General features: G+C 62.1%; 27 protein-coding genes and 3 pseudogenes. 14 read left to right on the top strand and 16 right to left on the bottom strand.

Annotation, left to right across the window (positions count from 1 at the left end; genetic code table 11):
- The first annotated feature begins 39 nt into the window (after window positions 1-39).
- Window positions 40-657: a TetR/AcrR family transcriptional regulator gene (locus AC0L16_RS17350; RefSeq protein ID WP_473622159.1), complete on the top strand. Its 618-nt coding sequence runs from the start codon at window positions 40-42 to the stop codon at window positions 655-657.
- Here AC0L16_RS17350 and AC0L16_RS17345 read toward each other — a convergent pair.
- Window positions 599-1,546, bottom strand: a complete 948-nt coding sequence (locus tag AC0L16_RS17345) for a LysR family transcriptional regulator (protein WP_473622158.1) — start codon at window positions 1,544-1,546, stop codon at window positions 599-601. The genes AC0L16_RS17350 and AC0L16_RS17345 overlap by 59 nt on opposite strands.
- 109 nt (window positions 1,547-1,655) lie before the next feature.
- On the opposite strand from AC0L16_RS17345, the gene AC0L16_RS17340 reads away from it, so the two are divergent.
- The gene (locus tag AC0L16_RS17340) at window positions 1,656-2,297 is read left to right on the top strand and encodes an FMN-dependent NADH-azoreductase (RefSeq protein ID WP_473622157.1); all 642 of its coding nucleotides are present in this window, start codon (window positions 1,656-1,658) and stop codon (window positions 2,295-2,297) included.
- Between the two features lie 93 nt (window positions 2,298-2,390).
- Here AC0L16_RS17340 and AC0L16_RS17335 read toward each other — a convergent pair whose 3' ends face one another.
- The 7 genes and pseudogenes from AC0L16_RS17335 to AC0L16_RS17305 all read right to left on the bottom strand — a co-directional run bounded on the left by AC0L16_RS17335 (window position 2,391) and on the right by AC0L16_RS17305 (window position 8,994).
- Window positions 2,391-2,681 carry an HlyU family transcriptional regulator gene (locus AC0L16_RS17335; RefSeq protein WP_023799746.1) on the bottom strand — a complete coding sequence of 97 codons (291 nt, stop codon included), beginning with the start codon at window positions 2,679-2,681 and terminating at the stop codon, window positions 2,391-2,393.
- A 138-nt stretch (window positions 2,682-2,819) separates the two neighbouring features.
- Complete coding sequence (locus tag AC0L16_RS17330) at window positions 2,820-3,200, bottom strand: thiol-disulfide oxidoreductase DCC family protein (protein WP_473622156.1); 381 nt, start codon at window positions 3,198-3,200, stop codon at window positions 2,820-2,822.
- Window positions 3,201-3,375: 175 nt separating this feature from the next.
- Complete coding sequence (locus AC0L16_RS17325; RefSeq protein ID WP_077379810.1) at window positions 3,376-3,669, bottom strand: GYD domain-containing protein; 294 nt, start codon at window positions 3,667-3,669, stop codon at window positions 3,376-3,378.
- 208 nt (window positions 3,670-3,877) lie between these two features.
- Window positions 3,878-5,899 (bottom strand): RNA polymerase sigma factor RpoD, encoded by a 2,022-nt coding sequence (gene rpoD, locus AC0L16_RS17320; RefSeq protein WP_473622155.1) that lies wholly within the window; start codon window positions 5,897-5,899, stop codon window positions 3,878-3,880.
- 387 nt (window positions 5,900-6,286) lie between these two features.
- Window positions 6,287-6,484, bottom strand: a pseudogene (locus AC0L16_RS17315) (DNA primase); the annotation flags it as partial.
- A gap of 9 nt (window positions 6,485-6,493) precedes the next feature.
- Window positions 6,494-8,398 carry a DNA primase gene (dnaG, locus tag AC0L16_RS17310; protein WP_473622154.1) on the bottom strand — a complete coding sequence of 635 codons (1,905 nt, stop codon included), beginning with the start codon at window positions 8,396-8,398 and terminating at the stop codon, window positions 6,494-6,496.
- 230 nt (window positions 8,399-8,628) lie between these two features.
- The gene (locus AC0L16_RS17305) at window positions 8,629-8,994 is read right to left on the bottom strand and encodes an RcnB family protein (RefSeq protein ID WP_473622152.1); all 366 of its coding nucleotides are present in this window, start codon (window positions 8,992-8,994) and stop codon (window positions 8,629-8,631) included.
- Window positions 8,995-9,391: 397 nt separating this feature from the next.
- Here AC0L16_RS17305 and AC0L16_RS17300 point away from each other — a divergent pair, with 397 nt between their 5' ends.
- Together AC0L16_RS17300 and AC0L16_RS17295 are read left to right on the top strand one after the other, a co-directional pair.
- On the top strand, window positions 9,392-11,056 hold the full coding sequence (locus AC0L16_RS17300) for a Na/Pi cotransporter family protein (RefSeq protein ID WP_473622151.1): 1,665 nt from the start codon (window positions 9,392-9,394) through the stop codon (window positions 11,054-11,056).
- A 154-nt stretch (window positions 11,057-11,210) separates the two neighbouring features.
- Window positions 11,211-12,391 (top strand): annotated as a pseudogene (locus AC0L16_RS17295) (MFS transporter).
- Window positions 12,392-12,401: 10 nt separating this feature from the next.
- Here the strand turns inward: AC0L16_RS17295 and AC0L16_RS17290 are convergent.
- A complete protein-coding gene (locus tag AC0L16_RS17290; RefSeq protein WP_473622149.1) occupies window positions 12,402-12,959 on the bottom strand; it encodes a GNAT family N-acetyltransferase in 558 nt (185 codons plus the stop codon).
- A gap of 109 nt (window positions 12,960-13,068) precedes the next feature.
- On the opposite strand from AC0L16_RS17290, the gene AC0L16_RS17285 reads away from it, so the two are divergent.
- Both AC0L16_RS17285 and AC0L16_RS17280 read left to right on the top strand, forming a co-directional pair.
- On the top strand, window positions 13,069-13,572 hold the full coding sequence (locus AC0L16_RS17285) for a DUF1801 domain-containing protein (RefSeq protein ID WP_473622148.1): 504 nt from the start codon (window positions 13,069-13,071) through the stop codon (window positions 13,570-13,572).
- Between the two features lie 315 nt (window positions 13,573-13,887).
- The gene (locus AC0L16_RS17280; protein ID WP_473622146.1) at window positions 13,888-14,337 is read left to right on the top strand and encodes a DUF1801 domain-containing protein; all 450 of its coding nucleotides are present in this window, start codon (window positions 13,888-13,890) and stop codon (window positions 14,335-14,337) included.
- Window positions 14,338-14,412: 75 nt separating this feature from the next.
- On the opposite strand, the gene AC0L16_RS17275 is transcribed toward AC0L16_RS17280, so the two are convergent.
- Complete coding sequence (locus AC0L16_RS17275; RefSeq protein ID WP_473622145.1) at window positions 14,413-14,862, bottom strand: GatB/YqeY domain-containing protein; 450 nt, start codon at window positions 14,860-14,862, stop codon at window positions 14,413-14,415.
- A 339-nt stretch (window positions 14,863-15,201) separates the two neighbouring features.
- On the opposite strand from AC0L16_RS17275, the gene carA reads away from it, so the two are divergent.
- The 3 genes from carA to AC0L16_RS17260 all read left to right on the top strand — a co-directional run bounded on the left by carA (window position 15,202) and on the right by AC0L16_RS17260 (window position 17,137).
- Entirely contained in the window at window positions 15,202-16,416 is a 1,215-nt protein-coding gene (gene carA / locus AC0L16_RS17270; RefSeq protein WP_473622143.1) for a glutamine-hydrolyzing carbamoyl-phosphate synthase small subunit, read from the top strand.
- A 71-nt stretch (window positions 16,417-16,487) separates the two neighbouring features.
- Entirely contained in the window at window positions 16,488-16,739 is a 252-nt protein-coding gene (locus AC0L16_RS17265) for a type II toxin-antitoxin system RelE family toxin (protein ID WP_473622142.1), read from the top strand.
- A gap of 14 nt (window positions 16,740-16,753) precedes the next feature.
- Window positions 16,754-17,137: a helix-turn-helix domain-containing protein gene (locus tag AC0L16_RS17260; protein WP_473622140.1), complete on the top strand. Its 384-nt coding sequence runs from the start codon at window positions 16,754-16,756 to the stop codon at window positions 17,135-17,137.
- 94 nt (window positions 17,138-17,231) lie between these two features.
- Here the strand turns inward: AC0L16_RS17260 and AC0L16_RS17255 are convergent, their stop codons facing one another.
- The 4 genes and pseudogenes from AC0L16_RS17255 to AC0L16_RS17240 all read right to left on the bottom strand — a co-directional run.
- Window positions 17,232-18,482: a TCR/Tet family MFS transporter gene (locus AC0L16_RS17255; protein ID WP_473622139.1), complete on the bottom strand. Its 1,251-nt coding sequence runs from the start codon at window positions 18,480-18,482 to the stop codon at window positions 17,232-17,234.
- Between the two features lie 178 nt (window positions 18,483-18,660).
- Window positions 18,661-19,584, bottom strand: coding sequence for a KPN_02809 family neutral zinc metallopeptidase (gene ypfJ, locus AC0L16_RS17250; protein ID WP_473622137.1), 924 nt, complete (start codon window positions 19,582-19,584; stop codon window positions 18,661-18,663).
- Window positions 19,585-19,788: 204 nt separating this feature from the next.
- The gene (locus AC0L16_RS17245) at window positions 19,789-19,977 is read right to left on the bottom strand and encodes a hypothetical protein (protein ID WP_023799765.1); all 189 of its coding nucleotides are present in this window, start codon (window positions 19,975-19,977) and stop codon (window positions 19,789-19,791) included.
- An 81-nt stretch (window positions 19,978-20,058) separates the two neighbouring features.
- A pseudogene (locus tag AC0L16_RS17240) lies at window positions 20,059-20,199 on the bottom strand (manganese-binding transcriptional regulator MntR); the annotation flags it as partial.
- A gap of 94 nt (window positions 20,200-20,293) precedes the next feature.
- Here AC0L16_RS17240 and AC0L16_RS17235 point away from each other — a divergent pair.
- The gene (locus AC0L16_RS17235) at window positions 20,294-20,854 is read left to right on the top strand and encodes a hypothetical protein (protein ID WP_473622136.1); all 561 of its coding nucleotides are present in this window, start codon (window positions 20,294-20,296) and stop codon (window positions 20,852-20,854) included.
- A 147-nt stretch (window positions 20,855-21,001) separates the two neighbouring features.
- Window positions 21,002-21,655, top strand: coding sequence for a dihydrofolate reductase family protein (locus tag AC0L16_RS17230; RefSeq protein ID WP_473622134.1), 654 nt, complete (start codon window positions 21,002-21,004; stop codon window positions 21,653-21,655).
- A 64-nt stretch (window positions 21,656-21,719) separates the two neighbouring features.
- Here the strand turns inward: AC0L16_RS17230 and AC0L16_RS17225 are convergent, their stop codons facing one another.
- Window positions 21,720-22,589, bottom strand: coding sequence for a LysR family transcriptional regulator (locus tag AC0L16_RS17225; RefSeq protein ID WP_473622133.1), 870 nt, complete (start codon window positions 22,587-22,589; stop codon window positions 21,720-21,722).
- A gap of 97 nt (window positions 22,590-22,686) precedes the next feature.
- Between AC0L16_RS17225 and AC0L16_RS17220 the strand changes: the two genes are divergently transcribed.
- Window positions 22,687-23,286: a LysE family translocator gene (locus tag AC0L16_RS17220; protein ID WP_473622132.1), complete on the top strand. Its 600-nt coding sequence runs from the start codon at window positions 22,687-22,689 to the stop codon at window positions 23,284-23,286.
- Between the two features lie 298 nt (window positions 23,287-23,584).
- Here the strand turns inward: AC0L16_RS17220 and AC0L16_RS17215 are convergent, their stop codons facing one another.
- The gene (locus AC0L16_RS17215) at window positions 23,585-24,763 is read right to left on the bottom strand and encodes an MFS transporter (RefSeq protein ID WP_473622130.1); all 1,179 of its coding nucleotides are present in this window, start codon (window positions 24,761-24,763) and stop codon (window positions 23,585-23,587) included.
- A 193-nt stretch (window positions 24,764-24,956) separates the two neighbouring features.
- On the opposite strand from AC0L16_RS17215, the gene AC0L16_RS17210 reads away from it, so the two are divergent.
- Both AC0L16_RS17210 and AC0L16_RS17205 read left to right on the top strand, forming a co-directional pair.
- Window positions 24,957-25,313, top strand: a complete 357-nt coding sequence (locus tag AC0L16_RS17210; protein WP_473622129.1) for an ArsR/SmtB family transcription factor — start codon at window positions 24,957-24,959, stop codon at window positions 25,311-25,313.
- A 253-nt stretch (window positions 25,314-25,566) separates the two neighbouring features.
- Window positions 25,567-26,322 (top strand): metallophosphoesterase family protein, encoded by a 756-nt coding sequence (locus AC0L16_RS17205; protein WP_473622128.1) that lies wholly within the window; start codon window positions 25,567-25,569, stop codon window positions 26,320-26,322.
- The last annotated feature ends 8 nt before the right edge of the window (window positions 26,323-26,330 follow it).

Genomic DNA, 26,330 nt, shown 5'->3' with positions numbered 1-26,330 from the left:
GTCTGCATGTAAATATGTACTAACATACAGGCTGCATGTATGCAACAGGAATCCGCGCGCCGCTCCAACCGCGATCGCACCGAAGCGACGCGCGCCGACCTGATCGCCGCGGCGCGAAAACTGTTCACCGAGAAATCCTATGCGGAGACCGGCACGCCCGAGATCGTGGCTGCGGCTGGCGTGACGCGCGGCGCGCTGTATCATCACTTTGCCGACAAGCAGGCGCTGTTTGCCGCAGTGGTCGAGCAGGAGGCGGCTTCTGTGGCGGAAGAGATCGAGCGCGCCTCGCCGCCCTCGCTGTTTGCCCGCGACGCACTGATCGCCGGCTCGGATGCCTATCTTGCCGCCATGCGCGCACCTGGCCGCACCCGGCTGCTGCTGCTCGACGGACCGGCCGTGCTCGGCCGCGCCGCCATGGACGAAATCGACAACCGCCACGGCAACCGCTCGCTGCGCGAGGGTCTCGTCGCCGCGATGCGCTCGCAGTCCATGATGAGATTGCCGGTGGAGGCGCTGACCGCGCTTCTTGCCGCAGCCTTCGACCGCGCGGCGCTCGCTATCGAGGCCGGCGATTCGACCGAGGACTACCGCGCCGTTCTCATGGCGCTGTTTGATGGGCTGTCGCCTCAGGCACCTGGTTCGGTTCGAACTCGTTGAAACAGCCAAGCTGGCGCTTGAACTGGTCGATCAGCCAGGCCGCAGCCGGCTTCGGGCTGCGGTCGGGGCGGTGCATGGCATAAAGCGGCGAGCGGACTTCGCGATACGGCTCCAGATCGAGTTCCACCAGCCGGCCGTTGGCCACGTCGTCAGCAATCAACCATCGCGGCAGTCCGCCCCAGCCCAACCCTTCGCGCATCAGCGCATGCTTGGTTCGCATATCCGTAAGTCGCCAGGTGCGGTAGGCATAGACGCCGTAGTCGCGCCCTTTGGTGCGCTCGGACTGGTCGCTGACGACAAGTTGGATGTGTTCGCGCACCTCCTCCAGCGGCACCGGCTTGGGAAGCAGCGCCAGCGGATGGCTTGGCGCGGCCGCCGGCACCATCGACATGAAGCCAATGCGCACAAGATGCACGTCGACCTCGCCCAGCAGGCCGCCAATACCGAGATCGGCATGTCCATTGACGACATGATCCGGGATCAGCCCGAGGGTGCCGATATGCAGGCGCAGCATCACGGTTGGAAATTGCGCCTCGAAGGCCTTCAACACGCGCACCAGCACGGTGGAAGGCAGCGTCGCATCGACCGACAGCGCGACTTCAGCCTCCAGGCCCTGTTTGTGGCTGTCGACGCGAGAGCGGATGCGCTGCAATACGCCGACCATGCGCCGCGCATCTTCCAGCGTCGCCCGGCCGACATCGGTCAGATGCGGCTCTCGCGTGCCCTCGCGCTCGAACAGTTTCAGCCCAAGCTGAGCCTCGAGATTGGCGATAGCGTAGCTGATGACCGACTGCGCTCGGTTGAGCTTGCGGCCGGCGGCGGAGAAGCTGCCGGTGTCGGCGACGATGACAAGGATCTGAAGCTGATCGAGCGTCGGGTTTGGCTGCATCGTTCTATCCACTATTTAGATGGAACATACATAAAATATACCGGTTTTTCAAATAGGTCAGCATGTCCATATAGGTCGGAACAGTTCAGTCCAACCCTGGAGACCCGCCATGTCTATCCTTCTCGTCACATCCAGCCCGCGCGGCAATGCCTCGCACTCGACCCGTATCGCCACTGAGCTCGCCGAGAAGCTGGTTGCCGCCGATCCTTCGGCCAAGCTTGTCGTACGCGATCTCGTGGCAAACCCGCTGCCGCACATCGATCCCGATTATTCGACCGGCATCTACACACCGGTCGAGGCCCGCACCCAGCGCCAGGCCGAAGTCGTCGGTGTTTCCGACGCCGTGCTGGACGAGCTGTTTGCGGCTGACACCATCATCCTGGCCACCGGCTTCATCAATTTCGGCATTTCGTCGACGCTGAAATCCTGGGTCGACCACGTCTCCCGCTCCGGCAAGACCTTCGCTTATGGCGAGAACGGCCCAAAAGGCCTCGTCACCGGCAAGAAGGTCTACATCGTCCTGGCCTCGGGCGGCATCTATTCGGAAGGCGCTGCCGTGCAGATGGATCACGCCATCCCTTACCTGCGCAGCGTGCTTGGCTTCATCGGCATGACGGACGTCGAAGTCATCCGCATCGAAGGCGTCGGCATGGGGCCGGATGCGGTCACTGCCGCTCTGGCCAAGGCATCAGCCAGCGTGGATGCTTTGGTGACATCGACCGTAAGCGTACAGGCTGCTGCGGCGGCGTAGGCCACCAGCCGTCGGTAACTTGAAATTAAAAGGCAGGCGCCTGACAGGGCGCTTGCCTTGTTCGTTAAAAATGCGCCGGAGACCGAACGGGTGTCACCCGAACATCTTCTCGCCCTGCTCGTCGACCAACTGGATGCCCTTTTTGATCGAGATGTCGACAGCGTCGTCGAGCCCGGCAAAACGATCGGCGCGGATGAATTTGTGCTCCTTCATCACGCCGTCGATCTCCTTGGAAACCACGCCGCAGGTCTGGTATTGGCCTTCCGCCTTGTACGGCGTGGCGCTGATCAAAAATCCCTTGTGCTCGATCTGCTTTGCCGGTGCAGCACTCTTTGGCTCGCCCGCGTCACCGCCGCCGCCGAAAAGACGTTTCAGAAAAGACATGGGCGCGCCCTCCAACGGCAATCATCCTATATCACATAGCGTGGTGCAGGATGATTTCACTAGCGGTCCTTAGGCAAACGGGCAAGGCCCGCATCCGGGGCAGCCCGGGGCCTTTGACGAACAGGATGTCTGTGCCGCTTACCAGCGGCCCTTGCGCCGGTTCCAGGCATAGAGAAGATCGGCGAAGCGATCATAGGCATAGCGCGCCAGCGGCAGCACGGCGCGGTTGCCGAACAGCGTTGCAAGCCAGCCCTCGCCCGGCGTTCTCAGCCAGACGGCAATTGCGACATCGGCGCCAACCAGCAGTTTACCGTCCGCATCGGTTGCGTGCAGCCGGCGGCGGATGTCGTCCAGCGACACGCCGTATCCGGCCAGCGCCACCGGTTCGGCATTGATGTCGCGAAACGCGATCCGCCCGGCCTTGATCGCTTCGACCAGCCGCCGCTTCTGCCTGACGATGCCGGCATCGCAAACCGGACAACGGGTATTGTACCAGATGGTCAGCAGGGGCTTGGGCATGTGTCTCGAGACGCGAGCTGAAGTGCTGCGCTGACTATCCGGGAAATACCTTCGCCCCGCAACATTTCGGGCCAGCCACTTTCGGACCAGACACATTCCGCACGAGGCTGACCGGGCGCCGTCGAGCGGCGCCTGACCGTCCGATGTCCGGCAGCTTGCGCGAGCCGCGCACGCCTCAGCCGAGCGAGGCGATGATCTCGCGATAGGCCAATTCCGGGAAAGCCTTGAGCGTCCGCGTCCTCACGTTACCGCCTGTCGCCAGCATCAGCGAGAAACGAGCGAGCACCGCATCGTCGGGCGCTTCGACGACCGCCACCATATCGCATTCGCCCATGGTGAGATAAAAAGCCTTGAACGAGCCGCCCATGTCTCCAAGCAGCTTCTTGGCGGCATCGAGCCGCTTCGGCGACTCGCGTACATTTTTGGCGCCCTGCTCCGTCCAGTTGATCAGCACGATATAGGTTGTCATGCACACCTCCCTCCGGGGCCTCGGAGCACGGCGTCACCGCCGGGGCGGGCATCCGGTTTTGTCGCCCAGAAAATGCATCCGACAGCAGATTATCCTCCCACGGCAGGTGTGCTGCAAGAACAACCGCACCGTCTGGCGAGACATCCCTGTGCGACGATCGAAAAAGGGCGCCGCAGCGCCCTTTAAATTGCTTATTCGTCACCCGGCATCAGCTGTCGAGGAAACTCCGCAGCTTGCGCGAGCGGCTCGGGTGCTTGAGCTTGCGCAGCGCCTTGGCTTCGATCTGGCGGATGCGCTCGCGGGTGACCGAGAACTGCTGGCCGACTTCCTCCAGCGTGTGGTCGGTGTTCATGCCGATGCCGAAGCGCATTCTGAGCACGCGCTCTTCACGCGGGGTGAGCGAAGCAAGCACCCGCGTCGTCGTCTCGCGCAGATTGGCCTGGATCGCCGCGTCGATCGGCAGGATCGCCATCTTGTCCTCGATGAAGTCGCCGAGATGCGAATCCTCCTCGTCGCCGACCGGCGTTTCGAGCGAGATCGGCTCCTTGGCGATCTTCAGCACCTTGCGCACTTTTTCCAGCGGCATGGCGAGCTTTTCCGCCAGTTCCTCCGGCGTCGGCTCGCGGCCGATCTCGTGCAGCATCTGGCGCGAGGTGCGCACGATCTTGTTGATCGTCTCGATCATATGCACCGGAATGCGGATGGTGCGCGCCTGGTCGGCGATCGAGCGGGTAATCGCTTGCCGGATCCACCACGTCGCGTAGGTCGAGAACTTGTAGCCGCGGCGGTATTCGAATTTGTCGACCGCCTTCATCAGGCCGATATTGCCTTCCTGGATCAGGTCGAGGAACTGCAGGCCGCGATTGGTATATTTCTTGGCGATGGAAATGACGAGGCGCAGATTGGCCTCGACCATTTCCTTTTTGGCGATCGCGGCTTCGCGCTCGCCCTTCTGCACCTGGTTGACGATCTTGCGGAATTCCAGGATCGAGATCGCCGTCTCGGTGGCGAGGTTCTGGATCTCGGCACGCAGGTCGCGGATCGCATCCTTTTCGTTCTTGGTGAATTCCTTCCAGCCGCGCGACGTCAGATTGCCGATCGAGCGCACCCAGTTCGGATCGAGCTCCGAGCCCTGGTACTCCTTCAGGAATTCCTCGCGGCGCACGCCATAGCTTTCGGCCAGCCGCAACAGCTTGCCTTCGTTCTGCACCAGGCGCTTGTTGATGTCGTAGAGTTGCTCGACCAATGCCTCGATGCGCGCCGTGTTCAGGGAGAGCGACTTCACCGCCTTGATCAGCTGGTCCTTCAACTCCTTCAGCCGGCGGTCCTGGCTGGGCGACAGCGTGCCGGCGGCAGCCAGCCGGTTCTCGACCTGCTGGTCCTGCAGCTTGCGCAACTTCTTGTAGGTGTCGGCGATGACGTCGAGCGTCTCCATCACCTGCGGACGCAGCTCCGCTTCCATCGCCGCCAGCGACAGGCTGGCTTCGTCCTCGTCTTCCTCGTCGTCGTCAGTCAGACCGCGTGTGTCGCCGCCGACATTGGTGATGTCGTCCTCGTCCTCGCGCGAACGGCGCGGCTTTTCGTCGGTCTTGGCTTCCTCGATCCGCTCGACCACCGGCGCCTGCTTGGCCTCCGGCCCGGCATAGGTCGCTTCGAGGTCGATGATCTCGCGCAAGAGGATCTTCGATTCGTTGAGCTCGTCACGCCAGATGATGATGGCCTGGAAGGTCAGCGGGCTTTCGCACAGGCCCGCGATCATCGTCTCGCGGCCGGCCTCGATGCGCTTGGCAATCGCGATTTCACCCTCGCGCGACAGAAGCTCGACCGAGCCCATCTCGCGCAGATACATGCGAACTGGATCGTCGGTACGATCGGTCGGCTCTTTCTTGGTGGTCGTCGCAGCAACGGCGGTGCCGGTCTGCTCGGCCAGTTCGTTGGCGTCTTCCTCGGCGTCGGCAGCCGCATCGGCGGCTTCGGGCTCCTCGCCCTGCTCGTCGTCCTCGACCACGTTGATGCCCATGTCGGAGAGCATGGCCATCGTGTCCTCGATCTGCTCGGAGGTCACTTCCTCTGAGGGCAGCACCGAATTCAGTTCGTCCATGGTGACATAGCCGCGCTTCTTGGCGGCCTTGATCATCTTCTTGACAGCATCGTCGGAAAGGTCGAGCAGAGGGCCATCGGTGGCGCCTTCACGTTCGGTCTCGACCTCTTCCTTTTCTTTTGTCGCCATTCTTTATTTTCTCCAAGCGGCCAAGTATCTAGCCGCATAAGTATCAAAGCCGCGTAAGCTGCCGTACCGGTTAAATCAGATGCGCTCGCGCTAGAACGCGTTTCCCCGGGCCAGTAACTGCATCTCTCGTTAAGTCCAGATTAACCCTGATATCTGTGGCAGGCTGACTGCCTGTCCAGTGACCGGTACCTCACATCGCTGCATTTCCGTCGACGCCGGCGCGGGTTAACGTTTCGAATCGTCCTGATTCCGTTATTCTGCCAGAAGGTCAAGCGCCTCTCGCATGATTCGCATGAAAAAAGCGAATCAATTACCCGACTTAAAGCGCCGCGGCTGATTCGGCGCGCAAGCACGGTTCTGCACTTTCACTCTTTCGTAAGCTTCGACCTACACCCGCCCGGCCCTGCCCGAAGACACGCCGAACCCTTCAATCAGCGCTTCCGTTGCTTGCACATCACGAAATTGCGCCTGGATCTCGACGAGATGCCGGTAATTTTCGTCTGTGGGATCGCTGGCGAGCGCCGCTTCTGCCTGTTTCAGCTCCTTATGTAAGGTGCGCGCGCTGCGCTGCAAGTGGAGCGCTTGATAGGATCGCTATGCAGCCAAAAATTGATGCCTGCCAGCCAATGCTTGATATTCCTGATCTAATTCGAGTTCGGATTCGGCTCTCGCAGCTTCAATCGCATCGAGTTGGCGTTGTATCGATTCGAAACCTGCCTGGTCAAGTTCATGAGCTACCGAAAGACAATGATCGCGGAACTGTCGAACTTCGATTTCCAAAAACAGGTGCTCCAATGTCTGCTTGATGGTTTCATATGGTGGTTCGAAACGCAGCATTGGAAAAAGGGTGCGTAGCTTGTGGCCACGAGTCACCTGATATTCGTAAAAGGTACCGTGGCGATTTTCACGAGTTTTAATGATCTTTTCAGAGCCATGAATAGCCTCAAGAACGAACACAAATCGCTTGTCGATTCGCTCATACACAGCTGCCACAGTTAAATCGCTGTACTCGACGTAGAGCCTATGCAGCTCTTTAGCAAAGAGTTGAAATTCAGAGTTCGAGAATTCAAGTGCAGTGAGCTGCTCGACATAGTCCGTAAGCAACCCAGGAAACTCAACACACAATCCGAGCAGGATGCGTTGAAGCCTGTTAATCCCAAGCTTATCAAGCGAAAGCCGCGCTCTGGCGTTCACGTCAGCTGGGGGCCGATGCGTGCGGCCAAACATCTCATAGAGACGGAGCCGCAAATGCGAACGATAGTACCGCTTAACTGTCGGGTCGCCAATTTTGTCTACATCGGCGTACAAATCCATTTCGGCTTTCGCCATTTGCTCGGGGGAAATGTCGGACCCCATTTGTCTACGACGGAGAATAAAGAACTCATGTAGAGGAATGGCGGAACCAAGGTGCTTGTAAAATGCGTCTCGCCCGTCTGATTTGATGAGATCATCAGGGTCTTTTCCATCCGGCAAAGCAGCGAATTTAAGGCTATAACCAGATTTAAGTTTGGGGAAACATACGTCAATCGCACGGAGAGCAGCCCTACTGCCAGCAGCATCCCCATCAAAACACATAATTGGCTCAGGGCTTATTTTCCAAAGAAGCTCCAACTGATTTTCGGTTAAGGCGGTACCAAGAGGGGCAACCGCATTGTCGACGCCAGCCTGCGCCAAAGAAATTACATCCATATAACCTTCAACAACCACGACGGCACCACCGTTGTTGGCGGAATTTCTTGCTTTCGCAAAATTGTAAAGAAGGTTTCCCTTGTGAAAGAGTTCCGTCTCTGGTGAGTTTAGATACTTCGCCGACACCTCAGATGAAAGCGCGCGCCCTCCGAAGGCAACCACCCGCCCCCTTGTATCCTCAATTGGAAAAATGATGCGGTCGCGGAAGCGATCATAAGACACGGGAATATCGTCACCAAAAACGACCAAACCGCAGGCTTCCAGTTGAGATTTTTCGACACCTTTTCCGGCCAAATATTCCTTTAACGCGTTTCTATTGCCCGGTGCATAGCCGAGACGAAATTTTTGGATCGTAACGGACGTCAGACCGCGATCCCGCAGATAGGCACGAGCCTTGGCCCCGGAAGCGGCCTGTAGTTGCTCTTGAAAAAATCTCGTTGCCAGTTCCATCACGTCGTGGAGTGTCGCACGTTGTTTTTCGCGTTTCTCCGATTCCGGGTCGCGCGCCGGTATAGGCACGCCAGCCATGTCGGCGATCTTTTCGACCGCTTCGGGAAAGCTTATGCCGTCGAGCTCGGTCAGGAACTTAAAATGATCGCCCGAAACTGAGCAGCCGAAACAATGGTAGCGGCCCTTCCTATCTTCACAGTGGAAAGAGGGTGACTTCTCGCCGTGAAATGGACAGCAGGCCCAATAGTCGCCGCGCGAAGCATTGGTCTTCTTTCGATCCCACGCCACGCGTTGACCGATCACCGATGAAATCGGCACGCGATCGCGTATCTCATCGAGAAAGGAATCTGGAAAACGCATCACTTACTCTGGGTGGGGCCGATTGAGGACTCGGCAGCGTATCATACCTAGGACAAAAAACCTAGGAAGTTCGAGGCCCGATTATAGATGTCGGGCTGAACTTGGCCACGCCTGTTTTTCGATGAAAGAGAGGATATCGAGGAAAAGAATGATTTTGGCCATGTACGGGATTGCATTTGGCGGAAGGCGGCCGTTGCAGGCCGCCTTCCTGTGGCGCTAGTCGAGATAGGTCAGTGCGCGGCAATCGCGCCGAAGATGATGCCGGACACGACGCTGACCAAGAGATAGTCGTTGCCGACGCGGATCCATTCCTGGCCACGGCCTGGACGACGCAGGCCATGGTGGCGATAGTCGCGGACCGGCTGGTGGCGCCTCCAGCTCGAATATCTCTGGCCGTTGCGCCAATGGTTCCTCTTGACGACGACTTTCTTCTTCACCACGACGCGCTTCTTCACGTGCCTGTCCGGCTTCTTCCAGTCGACCTGGCTGTAGGTCGACTGCGGTGCATTCGGCGCGTTCAGCGGCGCTGCCTGGCCCTGCAGGGACGTCGCAGCCAGCATCGATACGGCGACTGCGGAAAGAATGATACGTCTCATGACGGGGTACTCCTTGGTTGTCGATGCCCAAGCAATAGTGCCCGAAGAATGAACCGAAACTGAACACGCGGATTACGTTTTTGTAATGATTTCAAATATTTAAAATAGCTAATTCTCCCAGCTCAAACCTGATCTGAAGCGGTCGTCGACACTTGGGCGCGCGACCATCAGGAAGTGGCCGGCGATGCAACCATTCTGCGATCCATCCATTTCCGACACGCCCTGTCGCGCAACAGCCGGCCGAATTGGGCAAAATTTATTATCCGGCTAAAAGTATTCGGAGTAGTATCGACCTTTGCAATGTCTTTGATTCGCCCCCTCTTTTGCCTCTTTGCCGTCACGGCGCCCATATCGCTGGTGCCCATATCGCTGGCGTCTGTCGGAATGCGAGCCTGACATGAGCGGTTCGGTCGTTTTGCTGCATCTTGCCGGCGCGGTGGCGCTGATGCTGTTTGCCACCCGCTTGGTGAAGACAGGTGTCGAGCGCGCCTATGGCGATGTGCTGCGCCACAAGCTGCGCGCGACCATGCGCAATCCTTTCATGGCGGTTCTGGCCGGCTGCGGCCTGGCGATCGCCCTGCAAAGCTCCACCGCCGTCACCTTGCTGGTCGGCTCGTTCGCCGGCGCCGGCATCGTCAGCGGCATATCAGGCCAGCTTGCCGTGCGCGGCGCCGAGATCGGCTCGGCGCTGGTGGTCAAGCTGCTCACCTTCGACCTGTCGCTGCTGGTGCCGGTCTGTCTTGTCGCCGGCACGGTCATGTTCATGGCCACCGAGCGGCGCGACTGGCGCCAGTTCGGCCGCATCCTGGTCGGCATCGGCCTGCTGGTGTTGTCGCTGGAAATGATCGGCCAGGCCTCGGAGCCGCTGCGCCAGAGCACTTTGATGCCGGTTATCGTCGACTACTTCTCCAGCGACCCGGTCACCGCCTATCTGCTGGCGGCGCTGGTCACCTGGCTGTTTCATTCCTCGATCGCCGCGGTCCTTTTGATGGTGACGCTCGCCGACCGCGGCTTCATCCCGCCCGAACTCGGCATCGTGCTGGTGCTCGGCGTCAATCTGGGTTCGTCGATCATCGCGCCGCTGCTCACCCGAAACGCGGAGCCGGGCGTGCGTGTCGTACCGATCGGCAATCTTCTGATGCGCGGCATGGGCTCGCTGGCCATGCTGATCCTGTTCCTGTGGTTGAAGCCGCCGGTCGCCTTTCTCGGCGCCACAGTGCCCGACCAGATCGTCAACGCGCACATCCTCTTCAACATCCTGATCCTGGTTGCCGGCCTGCCACTGGCCGGCCTCGTCTACCGCGTTTCGGAAAAGATCGTGGCGCTCGGCACCAAACCGGTACCGGCAGAAGCTCTCGACGTCGTCGAGTTGTCCGCGCTCAACGACAGCGCCCTCGATGTGCCGAGCCAGGCGCTGGCCAACGCCACCCGTGAGGTGGTGCGGGTCTGCGAGACGGTCGAGATCATGCTGAAGCGCATCATCGAGCTCTATGAGAGCGCCGACGCCGACAAGATCAAGGCGCTGGCCGCGCTCGACGACCGCGTCGACAAGAAACATGCGTCGATAAAGCTCTATCTAGCCAAGGTCACCAGGAACCCGCTGAGCGAGGACGAGGCGCTGCGCTGCCAGGAGTTGATCGGCGCCTGCGTCAAGCTCGAACAGGTCGGCGACATCATCGTGCGCAACATGCTGGCGCATGTCAGGAAGAAGCTCGAGCGCGGGCTGGAGTTCACGCCCGAGGGTTGGCGCGAGCTTAGCGCCTTCCACGCTTCGGTGCTCGCCAACGCGCGGCTTGCCTTCAACGTGCTGGTCTCGCGTGATCCGGAGACTGCCCGCCAGCTGGTGTTGGAAAAGGATCGGCTGCGCGACCGCGAGAAGGAGACCAGCGCCAGCCATTTCGTGCGGCTGCGCGACGGCACCGCCAAGAGCGTCGAGACCAGTTCTATCCATCTCGACACTATCCGCGACCTGAAGCAGATCAACTCGCTGCTCGCCTCGATAGCCTACCCCGTGCTCGAGGAACGCGGCCTGCTCACCGGCTCGCGGTTGAAGGCCGGGTGATTCCGGAGCCTTGTCCTTCTCCCCTGTGGGAGAAGAAAAACCGCCGCGCCAGTCCGATCAAGAAAACCTGAAGGGGCGTCGACAATTTCTGGATTGCCCGCCGCTCTCGTTCGTGATTTGAGGCCATCTCATTCAAGGATCGCCTTCCAGCGCCATGCTTCCCCTCATAGCCCTGTTCATCGCTGCGTTCGCATTCGGCACCACCGAGTTCGTCATCGCCGGCGTGCTGCCGCAGGTGGCGGATGGCCTTGGCGTCTCCATCCCAACCGCTGGCTACCTCGTCTCCGGCTACGCCGCCGGCATCGCGATCGGCGGACCGCTGCTGACGCTCGCCACCAACACGCTTTCCCGCAAGGCCTTGCTGCTCGGCCTTGCCGCAGCCTTCACCATCGGCCAGGCCGCCTGCGCGCTGGCACCCGACTTCGCCTCCATGTTGCTGTTGCGGATTGCGGTGGCCGTGGCGCACGGCGCCTATTTCGGCGTCGCTATGGTGGTGGCGGTCGGCCTGGTCCGCCAGGATCAGCGTGGAATGGCCGTGGCGCTCATCCTGTCGGGCCTCACGGTTTCCAATGTCATCGGCGTGCCGGCCGGCACGGCGATCGGCAACATTTGGGGGTGGCGCGCGACGTTCTGGGTGATGTGCGCGCTTGGTGTGTTTTCCATGGCCGCCATGGCCACTCTCCTGCCGCGCAAGACGGGATCGTCGCGCCAGTCAGTCAGTTTCGGCAGCGAGGTTCGCGTGCTCGCACGCCAGCAGGTCTCGACGTCGCTGATCCTCATGCTGATGCTGATGATCGGCCAGTTCAGCCTCTTCACCTACATCACGCCGACGCTGCTTGAAGTTACCGGCCTCGACGAGGACCTGGTGCCCTGGGTGCTGCTGCTCAACGGTGTCGGGCGACGATCGGCGTCTTTCTTGGCGGTCGGCTCGCCGACTGGAAACTGAGGCCCTCGCTCATCACCATGCTTTTCATGCAGGCGGTGACGCTTGCCGTCATTTACGCCGTCAGCCCGTACCCGGTGCCGATGGTCGTTGCGATCACTATCTGGGGTGGTCTGAGCTTTGCCATCGGCACCCCGATCCAGACTCGTATCCTGACCTGGACGGCGGACGCCTCCAATCTCGCCTCATCGCTCATCCCGGCCGGCTTCAATGTCGGCATCGCGCTGGCCGCCTCGCTCGGCGCCGCCATGCTCAATGCCGGTTATGGCTATCGCGGCCTGCCGGTGGTTGGCGCCATAGCCATGCTGGTCGCCGTGGCGGTCGCGCTTGCCTCGCATGCCCAGGAGTGGCGCAGCCGTGCGAAACCACCTCTGCCGGCCGCTGCCGAATAGTCGGCAGGCGCTACAGGTCGATGCGATAGCGCAGGCTTTCGGCGCCGCCATAGGCAGCGTCCTCGAAGAATCGCCCGACGAGCCGGCCGCCATTGGCCAGGACCACCTTCTGCGAGGCGAGATTACCCGGCTTGGCGGTGATCTCGACGAAGGGCAGGCCGAGCGCCCTCGCCTCGCCGAGCATCAGCCCCACCGCCTCTGTCGCATAGCCGCGCCGCCGCTTCCATGGCACTACGGCATAGCCGATGTGGCCGAGCACATGTGGCGGCAGCTCGGCGGTGCCGCGCTGCCAGCGAAGGCCGATCGAGCCGGCGACTTCGCCGTCCCAGATCCAGCGCCGGAAACCCGGCAGGCGCGGCACTTTCGTCCCATCAGGCAAGGTGATCGGACCACCCTTGGCATCGGGGTCGTCGAGATCGGCGAGGAAGGCGGTCGGATCCTGTTCGATGGCCGCAAGCTGCTCGCGCGTCGCCTGCATCAGCCGCACATTGTCCGGCGACCAGCCGCGCTCGAGGGCGGCCTTGTACGACGGCAGATGTTCAAGCGCCGGTTTGACGAGTTCAATCATGACGTGCGATCGCTCCGCTGCCGCCCTCAGATTCCGAAGTTGATCTTCAGGGGCGGCTTTCTAAAATCAAACGTCTTCGATTGGGTCCACCTGCTTTGGAGTGAACACTATGGCCGACCACAGGCCCGAGAAGTCGGCGAAGGCCGCCGCCGAGCGGGTCGCGGCAACCAAACCGCGCAAGGCGACGCCGAAGCCGCAGTCCGGCAAGGAAGCGAAGCCGACACTCCTCGCAGGCGGCAACCCCCAGATCGCCAAGGCCGAAGGCGACGCCCCGGTGCAAGCCTACATCGCGGCCATGCCGGGCTGGAAAAGCGACATCGGACGGCGCCTCGACGCAATCATCGTGCGCACCGTCCCCGGCGTGCACAAGGCAGTCAAATGGAACTCGCCGTTTTACGGCATCGAGGGCCAGGGCTGGTTCCTGTCGTTCCATGTCTTCACCCGCTACGTCAAAGTGACGTTCTTCCGGGGCACGTCACTGCGTCCTGTTCCTCCCGGCCAGTCCAAGCACAAGGACGTGCGCTACCTCGACATTTATGAGGACCAGCTCGACGAAGCTCAGTTTGCCGCCTGGGTGAAGCAAGCCAGCCAATTGCCAGGCGAGCGACTGTGAGATGCATCTCGAATTAGCGAAGGGCGTCTGCCATCGGAAAGGTGCAACATCGCCGTGATCCCTGATGGTTCTGCCCCGGCTCGCGAGTGCTCTGCGAGCCCATGTCGCCGGTGCGGTGCCGACAACGTTCAACAAGCGCTGCCAAATCGTGCTCCATTTTCGTGTGATCGTCGTTGCAAATCGGGTCTGGAGTGACGAAGATTTCTCCTCGGTGTCGAGAGTCTGTTGCCCGCGCCGGAACGGCAAACGGATCGTCGGATCGATGCCGTCGTGAGACGCCGGACGCCGACTTGCACAAAGCCACTGGGACCAACCATGACCAAAGCGACAACAGCCATGAAGAAGAGCGGCTCGACGGAGGGAAAAGGAGGAGACACTCCCTCTCAGTTGATAGATGCGAGAATCAACGAACTGAGCGATTGGCGGGGCGAGATGCTCGCTCGGATCCGAACCCTCATCAAACAGGCCGATCCCGAAGTGGTCGAGGAGTGGAAGTGGCGAGGGGTTCCGGTGTGGGAACACGCCGGAATTATCTGCACCGGTGAGACGTACAAGAATGTCGTCAAGATGACTTTCGCCAAGGGCGCCTCGCTGGCGGACCCTTCTGGCCTCTTCAACTCCAGCCTCGAAGGCAACACCAGGCGCGCCATCGATATCCATGAGGGCGACACGATCGATGACGAGGCACTTAAGGCGCTGATTCGCGCCGCCGTGGCACTAAACCTGTCGGTGCGAGCCCGCTCTCAGAAAACAAAGCGCGTTTGAGGATCATCCGCAAGGCTGGCGCCTCGCGCTCACCCCTTCGAGCCTTTTCGAGTATCGCCGCAGCGGGGAAAATCCCTACTGCAGCAGTCCCTTGACGATGCCGCTCGCCTTGGAGAAATCCATCTGGCCCGCGTATTTCTCCTTGAGCACGGCCATAACCTTGCCCATGTCCTTGACGCCGCTGGCGCCGGTCTCGGCGATGGCGGCGCGGATCGCTGTTTCGGTCTCGGCCTGGCCCAGTTGCGTCGGCAGGAAATCGCGGATGATGGCCATCTCGTCGCGCTCCTGCGCGGCAAGCTCCGGCCGTTTGCCGTCGTCGAAAGCCTTGGCCGACTCTTCGCGCTGCTTCACCATTTTGGCCAGTATCTGCAGGATCTCGTCGTCGCTGGCCGGCTCCTTGCCGGCGCCGCGATTGGCGATGTCGCGGTCGTGAATGGCCGCCTGGATTAGCCGCAATGTCGGCAGCCGACGCTTGTCCTGCGCCTTCATCGCGTTCTTCAGGGATTCGGCGATTTTGCCGCGCATGATGCTTTCTCCTTCGAATGCGACGGACAATAGCCGTGCCGAATGCCCAAGGCAAATTCGACGCGCCCGGCAAACCGCTGATATTGTTCGACGAAATAAATCCAGGCTCGTACGGCGTGGCATCATTGACCGCTCTGGCGCCTTCCCCTATGTACTGGGCCTTGCATGAACTGGATTTTTGTTGCGCGTCGCCCAAAAGTGCGTAGCGGTTTTGGGACAACGACGTGCACATACGAAAAGCTTGCGCGCGCTGGCTACGAAATCGCCGCTGCGCGCGGTTTGCTGCGCAGAATGGTTCGCCGGACCGATTGAAGGGCGCAGCTTTTTAGGAGTGCCGCCATGGCAACGATAACCGCCGCGTCGACCCCCGCTTGGGCCACCGAAAAGCCGACCGCCCTGCTGGTGCTGGCCGACGGCACCGTCATCGAGGGCAGCGGCCTTGGCGCCACCGGCTCCGCCGTCGCCGAAGTCTGCTTCAATACCGCGCTGACAGGCTATCAGGAGATTCTCACCGACCCGTCCTATGCCGGCCAGATCGTCACCTTCACCTTTCCGCATATCGGCAATATCGGCACCAATGACGAGGACATCGAGGATCTCAACCCGGTCGCGCGGGCCGGCGCCGTCGGCGCCGTGTTCAAGGCCGACGTCACCAATCCGTCCAGCTATCGCGCCGCTTCTGGTCTTGACCAATGGCTGAAGAAACGAGGCATCGTGGCGCTTTCGGGCATCGACACCCGCGCGCTGACCGCGCTGATCCGTGAAAAAGGCATGCCCAACGCCGTCATCGCGCACGCGCCCGACGGCATCTTCGACATCGACGATTTGAAGCGCCGCGCCGCCGCGTGGTCCGGCCTGATCGGGCTTGACTTGGCCAAGGACGTCACTTCCGGCCAGTCCTCGGTCTGGCGCGAGACGCCCTGGGTCTGGGACGAGGGCTTTGGCGAACAGACCGATCCGTCCATGCATGTCGTCGCCATCGACTACGGCGTCAAGCGCAACATATTGCGCCTGCTTGCCGGCCTGGGCGCCAAGGTCACCGTGGTGCCGGCCAACACCGGCGCCGAGGAGATCCTCGCCATGCGGCCCGACGGCGTCTTTCTCTCCAACGGTCCCGGTGATCCGGAAGCCACCGGTGACTATGCCGTTCCGGTCATCCAGGACCTGCTGAAGACCGATATCCCGGTCTTCGGCATCTGCCTCGGCCACCAGATGCTGGCGCTGGCGCTGGGCGGCAAGACCGCCAAAATGCATCAAGGCCATCACGGCGCCAATCATCCGGTCAAGGATCACACCACCGGCAAGGTCGAGATCGTCTCGATGAATCACGGCTTTGCCGTCGACGCCAACTCGTTGCCCACGGGCGTCGAAGAAACCCATGTCTCGCTGTTCGACGGCTCGAACTGCGGCATCACGCTGACCGGCAGGCCGGTGTTCTCGGTCCAGCACCATCCCGAAGCCTCGCCCGGCCCGCAGGATTCGCACTATCTGTTCCGCCGCTTCGTCAATCTCATCCGCGAAAAGCGCGGCGAGCCGGCGCTGGCGGAGCGATAACTGTCTATAAGCGAGAAGTCTCGGCAATAATATCGCTTAACTTTCTGCGATAAATCTGCGATATCATCACCGTGAAGACGATCATCCTCTCGGTGTCGGCGGCTCGCGATCTCGACAACCTGCCGGCAGATGTCCGCGAGCAGGTCTCCGAAGGTCTGATCTCCTATGCCGTCAGCGGGCGGGGAGATATCAAGCGCCTTGCCGGCAGGGACGGCTACAGACTGCGGATCGGTCGCTACCGGATCATATTCGATGAAGACCGCACGACAATCCTCGCGATCTACATCGGCAAACGCGAAACGACAACCTACCGTCGGTCATAGCAGGACAGGACACCATGAATGCCCCCCAAATCATAAAGACCCCAACCGGCGAAGAACTGGTCGTTATCCCAAAGGCGGACTACGAGGCTCTGTTGCACGCAGCCGAAGAGGCTCTTGAAGACGCTGCAGATGTGGCGATTTACGACGAGCGAAAGGCTGATCTCAAAACGGAAAAACCCCTGCCTGCGGACGTGACCATGGAAATTTTGCAGGGCTCCAGCCGGCTCAAGGCGCTGCGCAACTGGCGGCGGCTGACGCAGGCCGAATTGGCGACCACGATCGGTGTCAGCCAGGGTTTCCTGTCGGATCTTGAGTCCAATCGCCGTAAGCCATCGGCGCAGACCAGGGCGATGCTGGCGAAGGCACTGGATATTCCGGGGCAATGGATTGAACCCTAGGGCATGCCCGCAATGCATGGTTTTGCGATAACGACATGCATCAAAACGACAAACTTAAGGCGCGCCCCATGAATCCGTTCAAACGCGACGCGGCTTAGGCCACCGTCGCGGTCCTGACGTCTTTCACCGCGGCCGGTCTTTCGACCCTGAGCACGAATGCGATCAGCGACAGAGCGAGAAAGATGCCGCCGAGCACAAAGGGCGCGCCGCCGAACGTCACCGGCGCGCTCGGCCCGGTGAACCAGGCGAAGATTCCTGTATAAAGCAGTGGCGTGATGATGCTGGTGATCGAAAACACGCTGGTCATCGCACCTTGCAATTCGCCTTGCGCGGAGGGCGGCACCTTGGCCGCCGCCAGGCTCCGCAGCGGCGGGTCGGCCAGCGCCTCGAGGCAGGTCGCCACGATCACCGCATAGATCATCCAGCCCTTCCACGCCGCGGCATAGCCGAAGGCGGCGAGCGCGGTAAAAGCAAGGCCGATGGCGGCGGTCCGCCATTCGCCGAGCCGTGGGATGACGCGCGGCAGGACAAAACCCATCACCAATGCCCCGCCAAGGCCGAAGACGCCGAGTGAGAAGCCGATCTGCTGCTCGCTCCAGCCGTAGCGGTAACTGCCGACGAACGACCACACGGCAGGGTACATCATGTGACCGAGCGTCATCAGGAAAAACACCAGCCCGATCCAGCCGATCCCCTTGTAATTGCGCATCTGCTTCAGGGCGCCGAGAGGATTGGCGCGGCGCCATTCGAAGCGGCGCCGGTGATGCTGCTCCAGTGTTTCCGGCAGGAAGAACCAGCCGACGATGAAGTTGATTAGAGCAAGAACCGCCGCGCCCCAGAACATCACGCGCGGCCCGAATTCGCCAAGCAACCCGCCCAGCACCGGGCCGATGACGAAACCGACGCCGAAGGCGATGCCAAGCAGGCCGAAATTCTTCGCCCTGTTCTCGTCGGTGCTGACATCGGCGATGAAGGCGGAGGCAGTCGAGTAGCTGGCGCCGCTGATGCCCGCCAGCACCCGGCCGATGAACAGGACCCAATACGACCAGGCCACCGCGCAGATCAGATTGTCGACGGCGAAGGTCAGCACCGAGGCCAGCAGGATCGGGCGGCGCCCGAAGCGGTCGCTGAGATTGCCGACCAGCGGCGCGAACAGGAGCTGCATGGCCGCATAGACGAAGAACAGCCAGCCGCCTTCGATCGCCGCTTCGCTGACACCAACGCCGGTAAGCTCCTGTAGATAGGCCGGCAGCACCGGCATGATGATGCCGATGCCGGTGATGTCGAGCAGCAGCGTGGTGAAAACAAGCGCAAGGCCCCGCCTGGCGGTTTTGGCTTCGATCATGACGGTATCGACTCCTGGAGCCGCCTCGCAGCGAATGCGGAAGGGCCTTTTATAGGCGAGTCACACACAGAACAATAAGGGAACAGGCCAGGAATTTTCATCCTGACATCAACTGTCGAGGTGAGCGCGGCTGCATCGCCGCCGCTTTCAACGCCATTTCAACGAGAGTCCAAACACCTCAGATCGGAGTGTTGAACGTATCGCAATCCGACAGCTTGCCGCTCTTGTAGCCACGCGCCAGCCAGGTTTGACGCTGCTGCGAGGTGCCATGGTTGAAGCTTTCCGGCACGACATAGCCCTGCATCTTCTTCTGCATCGTGTCGTCGCCGATCTGTTGGGCAGCGTTCAGCGCCTCGTCCACGTCGCCCTGTTCCAGAATGCCTTTCTGCCCGGTGAAATGCGCCCAGACGCCGGCGAAGCAATCCGCCTGGAGCTCGACCTGCACCGACATTTGGTTGGCCTCGGCCTCGCCCATCTGCTGCCGCATCTGATTGAACTTGGGCAGGATGCCGGTGAGGTTCTGGACATGGTGGCCGACCTCATGCGCGATCACATAGGCCTGGGCAAAATCGCCCGAAGCGCCGAATTGCTGGTCGAGCTGCTGGAAGAAGGTGGTGTCGAGATAGACCTTGCGGTCGCCGGGGCAGTAGAACGGGCCGGCCGCGGAAGAGGCAAAGCCGCAAGCCGAACGGATTTGCCCGCTGAACAGGACCAGCTTGGGGTCTTCGTAGGTCAGGCCCTCGGCCTGGAAAATGCCGGTCCAGGTGTCCTCGGTCTCGGCCAGGACGGTCGAAACGAACTGCTTCATCTCGTCGGAGGCGGGCGCACCGGTGCCCTCCCCGCTGTTGTCGGTGATCTGACCGCCGCCACCCGGCACCAAGCCGCCGCCGGCCAGGATCTGCAGGGGGTCGATACCGATGGCCTTCAGCCCGAAATAGAGGACCACGAGAATGATGATTGTCGACAGCGACATTCCGCCGCCGGAGCGGCCGCCGATCGGGATGCGGAGACGGCCGGGCCCGCCGCGCGGCAGGTTGAATCCGCCGCCCTGGCCGCGTTGGTCCTCGACGTTGTCACTTTGACGACGACCTTTCCAGAGCATGGCAATTCCCCGCGATGCACGTATCAGTATCTTGCCGATCTCATGGCCCGATCCGACCCAACAAACAATTATCCCAATGGTTGCGCCAAGTCACAGTATTTTTCGCATGAGGGGCCGCCAGGCTCTGGGGGTCAGTCCCTACACGATACCGGCGGCTGAGAGCCCTGCAGGCGCTTTTTTTGGTCTTGGACTTGGCGGTCACGCTCAGATCTTCTGCTTTGTGCCCGCGCTCTTGCCGTCCGAGCTTTTCGAGCGCTCCTCGAATCGGGCCCCGCCCTTCTTGAGCGGGCGTCCAGTATCCGCTTCGGTCTTGCGTTCGTCCTTCGCCGCAGCCTGCTTCAATCCCTTGGCCGCTTGCTTGCCCTTCGCTGTCGGTGCCTGTTCAACGCCCATGATATCCTCCTCGGTCTCGCGCCAATTGCTGGCACGATCTCAAACGCAGCGGCAACGCGGCGGTTCCGGCAGGACTGTCGGCCGCGTCAGCATCTTGGCCACCGTCGGCTGGGCGACGCCGAGCCGCGCCGCGATGTCGACCGGGCGGGTCTCGTTGCCGTTCTCGATCAGGTCGGCGATAAGCTCGACATAATCGTCGACCAGCGCACTGCGCTGCACTTCGCCGCGTCGGCTGAGCGTTTTCTCGGCCATGCATTGCGTGAGCTCGTGCGGCTAGCGCGACAATTCGGCCAATCGCGCTATCTTCTCACGCGACATGACCAGAATTGCCGAAGCCCGAAAATTCTACGCGCGACTGATGGCTGCCAATGCAGGTTCGGCCGATCCGCGTCTCGAGGACGTGTTCGCCGCGGTGCCGCGCGAAGCCTTTCTCGGGCCCGGGCCGTGGACGGTCGTCGCCGGCAACGGCAAGGTAGAAACGCCGAGCGCCGATCCTGTTCACATCTATCAGAACGTGCTGGTGTCACTCGACGCCGATAGGGGCATCAACAATGGCGAGCCGTTCCTGCATGCCGTGTGGAAGGCGCTGAAGCCCGGCGGCCGCATGGTCTTTCCGTGGCGTCCGGCCGAGCGCATTGGCCTCGCGGTGATAGTGACACGCACGGATAAGGGGTTTGCCTGCGATCCGTTCATGCGGTCATGGTTTATCCCTTGCATCGGCGCCTCGGCGGCCTCGACGAAAGTCGACCGCGACAAGGCGGCACGCAGCCGCAAGATCTGGCTGACGGCCGACAAGGCACCGGACCGCACCGCCACCGCCGTCATCGGTGACGTCTGGTTCTCGTCGCAAAGTGTGGGCGGCAGGCGGTCGCAATGACGTAGCCGCGGCGAGGCGTCCCGTGCTTGCCGCTCGACATGCGCCGGAGCCCAGAAATTGTCCGGCCCTGTCGGACGGGCTTCCGCCCGCACGTCCTTTGGCCGAAATCCGGCCGCAACCGCTCGGATGATGAAAAGGGAGAATCCAATGAGGAAGATCATCACTGCGACATTCGTCAGCCTCGACGGCGTCATGCAGGCGCCCGGTGGGCCGGAAGAAGACCCGGTCGGCGGCTTCGAATTCGGCGGCTGGACGTTCCATTACTGGGACGACGTCGGGGGCGCCTTTATTGGTGAGACCTTCGCAAAACCCTTCGCGCTGCTCCTTGGCCGCAAGACCTATGACATCTTCGCCGCGCATTGGCCGTACCAGAAAGACGATCCGATCGCCGACCGTTTCAACGCCGTCACCAAATATGTGGCCACCCACCGGCCCGACACGCTGTCGTGGCAAAACAGCCAATCGCTCGGCGACGACGTCGTGGCCACTCTGCGCCGGCTCAAGCAGGAGGACGGCCCCGACCTGCTCATCCAGGGTTCGAGCGAGTTGATCCAGACCTTGCTCGCCAACGACCTGATCGACGAGATCAACCTGCTGACCTTCCCGCTGGTGCTGGGCAAAGGCAAGCGGCTGTTTGGCAGCGGCGCAATCCCGGCGGCTTTGAAGCTGAACCGCTCACAAACATCGACCACCGGCGTCATCATAGCGACCTATGAACGCGCCGGTGAGATCAAGACTGGATCCTTCGCCCAACAACAGCCTTCAGAGGCCGAAATCGAGAGGCGCAAGAACTGGAAATAGGCGACCGCGCATTGCGTTAACAGGGGATGGCCGGGCACCGGCCGTCCCTTTGCAATTTTGCCGATCACGCCGCCTGTTGCCGCCGCGCCAGCCCGTCGCGGATGCAAGCGGCAAATTCCCGCGCCGCCGGCCCGACACCATGCTTCGGCAGGTGCAGATTGATCGAGAAATTCGGCAAGGCTGGAAGCTCCGGATCGGCGGCCAGAATATCAAGGTCGGCCGGCACGGTGGAGGCCAGCCAGGTGGTGACGGCCAGGTCCGAACGCACCGTCGCCGTCGTTGCGTCGAGGTTGCCGTTCTCGAACACGGTCCGCCATTCCAGCCCATGCTCGTTGAGCGCCGCCAGCACCGCCGGGCGGAAGGCGCAGGTGTCGGCCACCATCGAAACCGGCAAAGGCCGCTTGCGCCGGGCTATGCCGCCTTTGGCGCCGACCCAGACCAGCCGGTCGATGGCGAGACATTCGCCGGCGGACGGACCGACCGGTTCCTCGATTACGGCAAGGTCTATCGTGCCAGCTGCCAGGGCCGCCGTAAGCTCCGGCGACGAGGCGCAGACCAGCGAAATCTCGACCTGCGAATAGGTCTCGGCATAGGTCTTCAGCACTGGCGCAAGCATTGTGCCGACAAGGTCGTATGGCACGCCCAACCGCACCTCACCCGCGACCGCGCTGGTCGCCATCTCGGCCCAGATCTCGTCATTCAGGGAGAGCAGGCGCTTGCCCTTACCGAACAGTCGCTCCCCGGAACGGCTCAGTCTCAGGCCGCGCCGGTCGCGCTCGAATAGGCTGCAGCCGAGAACCTCCTCCAGCCGCTTGATCTGCTGGCTGACGGCGCCCTGCGTCAGGTGCAGCGCGTTCGCCGCCGCCGTCATGCTGGCCGTGTCGGCGACGGTGACGAAGGTCCGGATCAGGGCCGTGTCGAGATTGCGGGGCATGGCTTGTATTATACTCTCTAATGCCAAATATGACAAACATTGCATTTACTGATGCACGCTCGTGCTTAGCATGCTGGTTCCCAACAGAGGAAACGGCATGTTTGAGACCATCTTTCCGCTCTTCCTGTTTGCGCTGGTCTCGACTTCCACGCCCGGCATGGCCACGACCTTGTCGACGGCGTCCGGGGCACAGTTCGGCTTTCGCCGCTCTGTTCCGCTGATGGCCGGAAGCGCGGCCGGCCTGGCCACGGTGGCCGCGGCAGGTGCGGCCGGGCTCGCCGGCCTATTGGCGGCGGCTCCGTCCCTGCAGCTGGCGATGAAGATAGCCGGATCGCTCTATCTGATCTGGCTCGCCGTCAAGATCGGCCGCAGCGGCCCACCCAATCTGGACGTGGCCATGGCCAAGCCGAACAGCTTTTTCGGTGGCGCCGGTCTGCAATGGATGAATCCAAAGGGTTGGGCGATGGGATTGGGGGCGGCGGCATCTTTTGCCACACTCGCCAACGGACCGCTGCAGCTTGCCCTGCTGCTCGGCGCGGTCTTCGGCCTGGCAGCCGCGCTGTCACTGTCGGCGTGGTGCGCAGCCGGCACGCTGCTCGCCCGGTTGCTTAGAACCGAGCGGCAGTGGCGCGTGCTCAACGCAGTGCTTGGCCTGCTGCTGGCCGCCTCGATCATTCCGATGTGGCAGCCAGCATAGATGCGCGATGTTCAGGCGCGTCGCCCTGCAGCGTTTCGAGGACATGGTCGGCAAGGAGCTGGCTGCAAGGCTGCGCACGGCGCTGGATGACATCGCCGCGTTGGTATACCGCCGGCAGCGCCATCAGCCTAAGGCCGCATTCGCTAGGAGTCTGTTCGAAAACTCGCTCTGCCGAGGCGGATGGCGTGGTTTTCCGAGAACCGGAGCGCAGCGGACATTTGGGTCCGTGAGCACCGGAAGCGGAGAAAACCGCGTCAGGCGTCCGGCAGAGTAGAGTTTGCAACCAGAGTCCCAGACTTTATTCGGCCGGCATGGCCACCGCCCGGGCGGCCCGGTGGCCGGCCAGCATGACGAAAAGACCCAGGATCGGGAACACTGCTGCGACCAGGCCGAGATCGGCTGGCGCGCCATAGCGCAGCACCGCGCCGCCGACGACGGCGCCCAACGCCACGCCGAGATAGAGCGCCGACCCGTTGAGCGACAGCACGATGGGCGCTGCGTCGGGCGCCAGCCTGATGATGCGGCTGGCCTGCGCCGGCGGGAAGGCCCAGCCGACGATGCCCCACGGCACCGTCATGGCCATCAGCGCCGGTCCGGCGATGCTGTGCGGCAGGAAGGCCGGGATGACCGAAAGCATGACCAGCATGACCGCACTCAGCGCCAGCGACCAGCTGACGGTGCGCGTCGCACCGAAGCGGTCGGCAGCCTGCCCGCCGGCGATGTTGCCGATGACGGCGCCAACGCCGAAGGCAAGCAGCATTCCGGGCAGCGCGATCGGGCTCAAGCCGCCGCCTTCGATGGCTAGCGGCGCGACAAAGGCAAAGACCGTGAAGGCGCCGGTGAGCGCCAGCAGCGTGGTCAGCAGGATCGATGGCACGCCGGGGCGAAGGGTTGCGGCCAGCCGCTGCCTGAGCGGCAGTTTGGTGCCGATGATGCCGCGCGGCAGCCGGTACCACAGGATTGCGCCGGCCAGTGCACCGAGCCCGGCGATGGCAAAGAACGTGCCGCGCCAGCCGGCAACCGTCGCGACAAGCGCGCCGAGCGGTGCGCCGACCGCCACCGCCACCGTAGTGCCGCCGACAACGACGGCAATGGCGCGGGCGCGGTGATGATCATCGACAAGCGCCACGGCCGTCCCCTGCGCAGTCGCCGCAAACAGGCCGGACGACAGCGCCATGACGATGCGCGCGATCAGCAGCAGTTCGAAAGAGGAACTCAGCGCCGCCGCCAGATTGCCCAGCACGAAGAACACCAGCGTCCACAAGATGACGCGCCGCCGGTCCCATTCGCCGGTGAGCGTCGCCAGGATCGGCGTGCCGAGCGCATAGGCGAGCGCGAAGGCGGTGATCAGCGTCCCTGCGAGTGGAACGGAGATGCCGGCATCCCCCGCGATGTCGGGCAACAGGCTGGAGATGACGAATCCTTCGGTCGCGATCGTAAACGACCCGAGCGCAAGCCAGAAGAGGCGCTTGTCCATAGTGAATTCCTTAGTTCAAAAGTTATTGAACAATTGTACATAATGAGGCATGGTGTCAATGAGGCCACCCGAAAATAGCCGAACCCTGCTGACAGCTCTATGTCAGGACAAGGGGGGCTGGAGATAGAAACTGCTTGCATCCACCAAGAGGAGATGCGTTGAAATCGACCCTGATTGCGCTTAGTTCTCCGGCATGACGCTGCCCCACCCCACCGCCGACCAGATCAGCCTGCCGAACGTGCTTGCCGTGCTCGGCGACCCCACGCGGCTGGCCATCGTGCGCTATCTCGCCAGCAAGGAAGGCGTGCCGCTGAATTGCAGCCAGTTCCTCGATCTCGGCTCAAAGACCAATCTCAGTTACCACCTGGCCAAATTGCGCGAGGCCGGCGTCACCCGCACCGAGGTCGTCGGCACCAGCCGGCTGATCACGCTGCGCCGCGACGATCTCAATGCCCGCTTTCCGGGCCTGCTCGATAGCGTCATTGCCGCTGCCGTCGACGACCCAGCTCTGCCCGCGGTCGGCGCGAACGAGATCGAAGTCCGCGCTTAGCCTTGCAGGACTTGGGTTCCTCGCCCCCGCATAGCGGGGGAGAGGGGGCCGCGAAGCGGTCGGAGAGGGGGCCTCCGAAGTCGTACACCAGGGGAAAGTTGTCTAAAGCATTCGAAATCAGGTCGGCGCAGTCCCCCTCTCCGTCTCGGCTTCGCCGAGCCACCTCTCCCCCACTTTCGTGGGGGCGAGGAACCCAAGTCCTGTAGAGTCCGCCGTCTCCCTGCCAGTCATTCGTCAACTCACGGAGCTTCCCATGCGCATTGCCGTTCTCGCCGATATCCACGGCAACATCCTCGCCCTGGACGCCGTGCTCGACGATCTGCGGCAGCGCGGCGGCGCCGATCTTGTAGTCAATCTCGGTGATTGCGTCTCCGGCCCGCTCTGGCCGCGCGAAACCATGGAGCGGCTTGAAGCGCTCGCCCTGCCGACGGTGCGCGGCAACCACGACCGCCGCGTCGCCCGCGACACCGCCGATGCCATGTGGCCGTCCGACCGATATGCGCAGGAACGGCTGACATCGGCCCAGCGCGAGGCACTGTTGACCTTGCCGCTCACGCTGGAGATCGCCCCAGCCGTGACCGCCTTTCATGCCCGACCCGACCATGACGAAAAATACCTGACCGATACGATAGAAGATGGCCGGCTGGTGCGCGCGCCGCTGGCCGCCATCAAGCGGCGGCTGGCCGCGCACGATCCCGCTTGCCGCATCGTGCTGTGTGGCCACAGCCACCGCAGCGAACTGATCCGTGTCCCCGACGGCCCGGTGGTCTTCAATCCGGGCAGCATCGGCTGCCCCGCTTATGGCGACGACACGCCACCGGCGCATGTCTCCGAGCAAGGCTCTCCGCACGCACGCTACGGTATTGTCGAATTGGGTGAGCCGGGCCGCCCCGACCGCTTCGAAGCCATCGCCGTCGACTATGACCATGAGGCGGCGGCGCGGCAGGCCGAACAGGCGGGACGGCCGGAATGGGCCTACGCGCTGCGCACCGGATTTATGTCCGACTGAACGCAACG

The sequence above is a fragment of the Mesorhizobium sp. WSM4848 genome, assembly GCF_055811375.1.
Note: the sequence above shows the minus strand (reverse complement) of the source record. Positions and strands in the feature narration are given on the sequence as shown.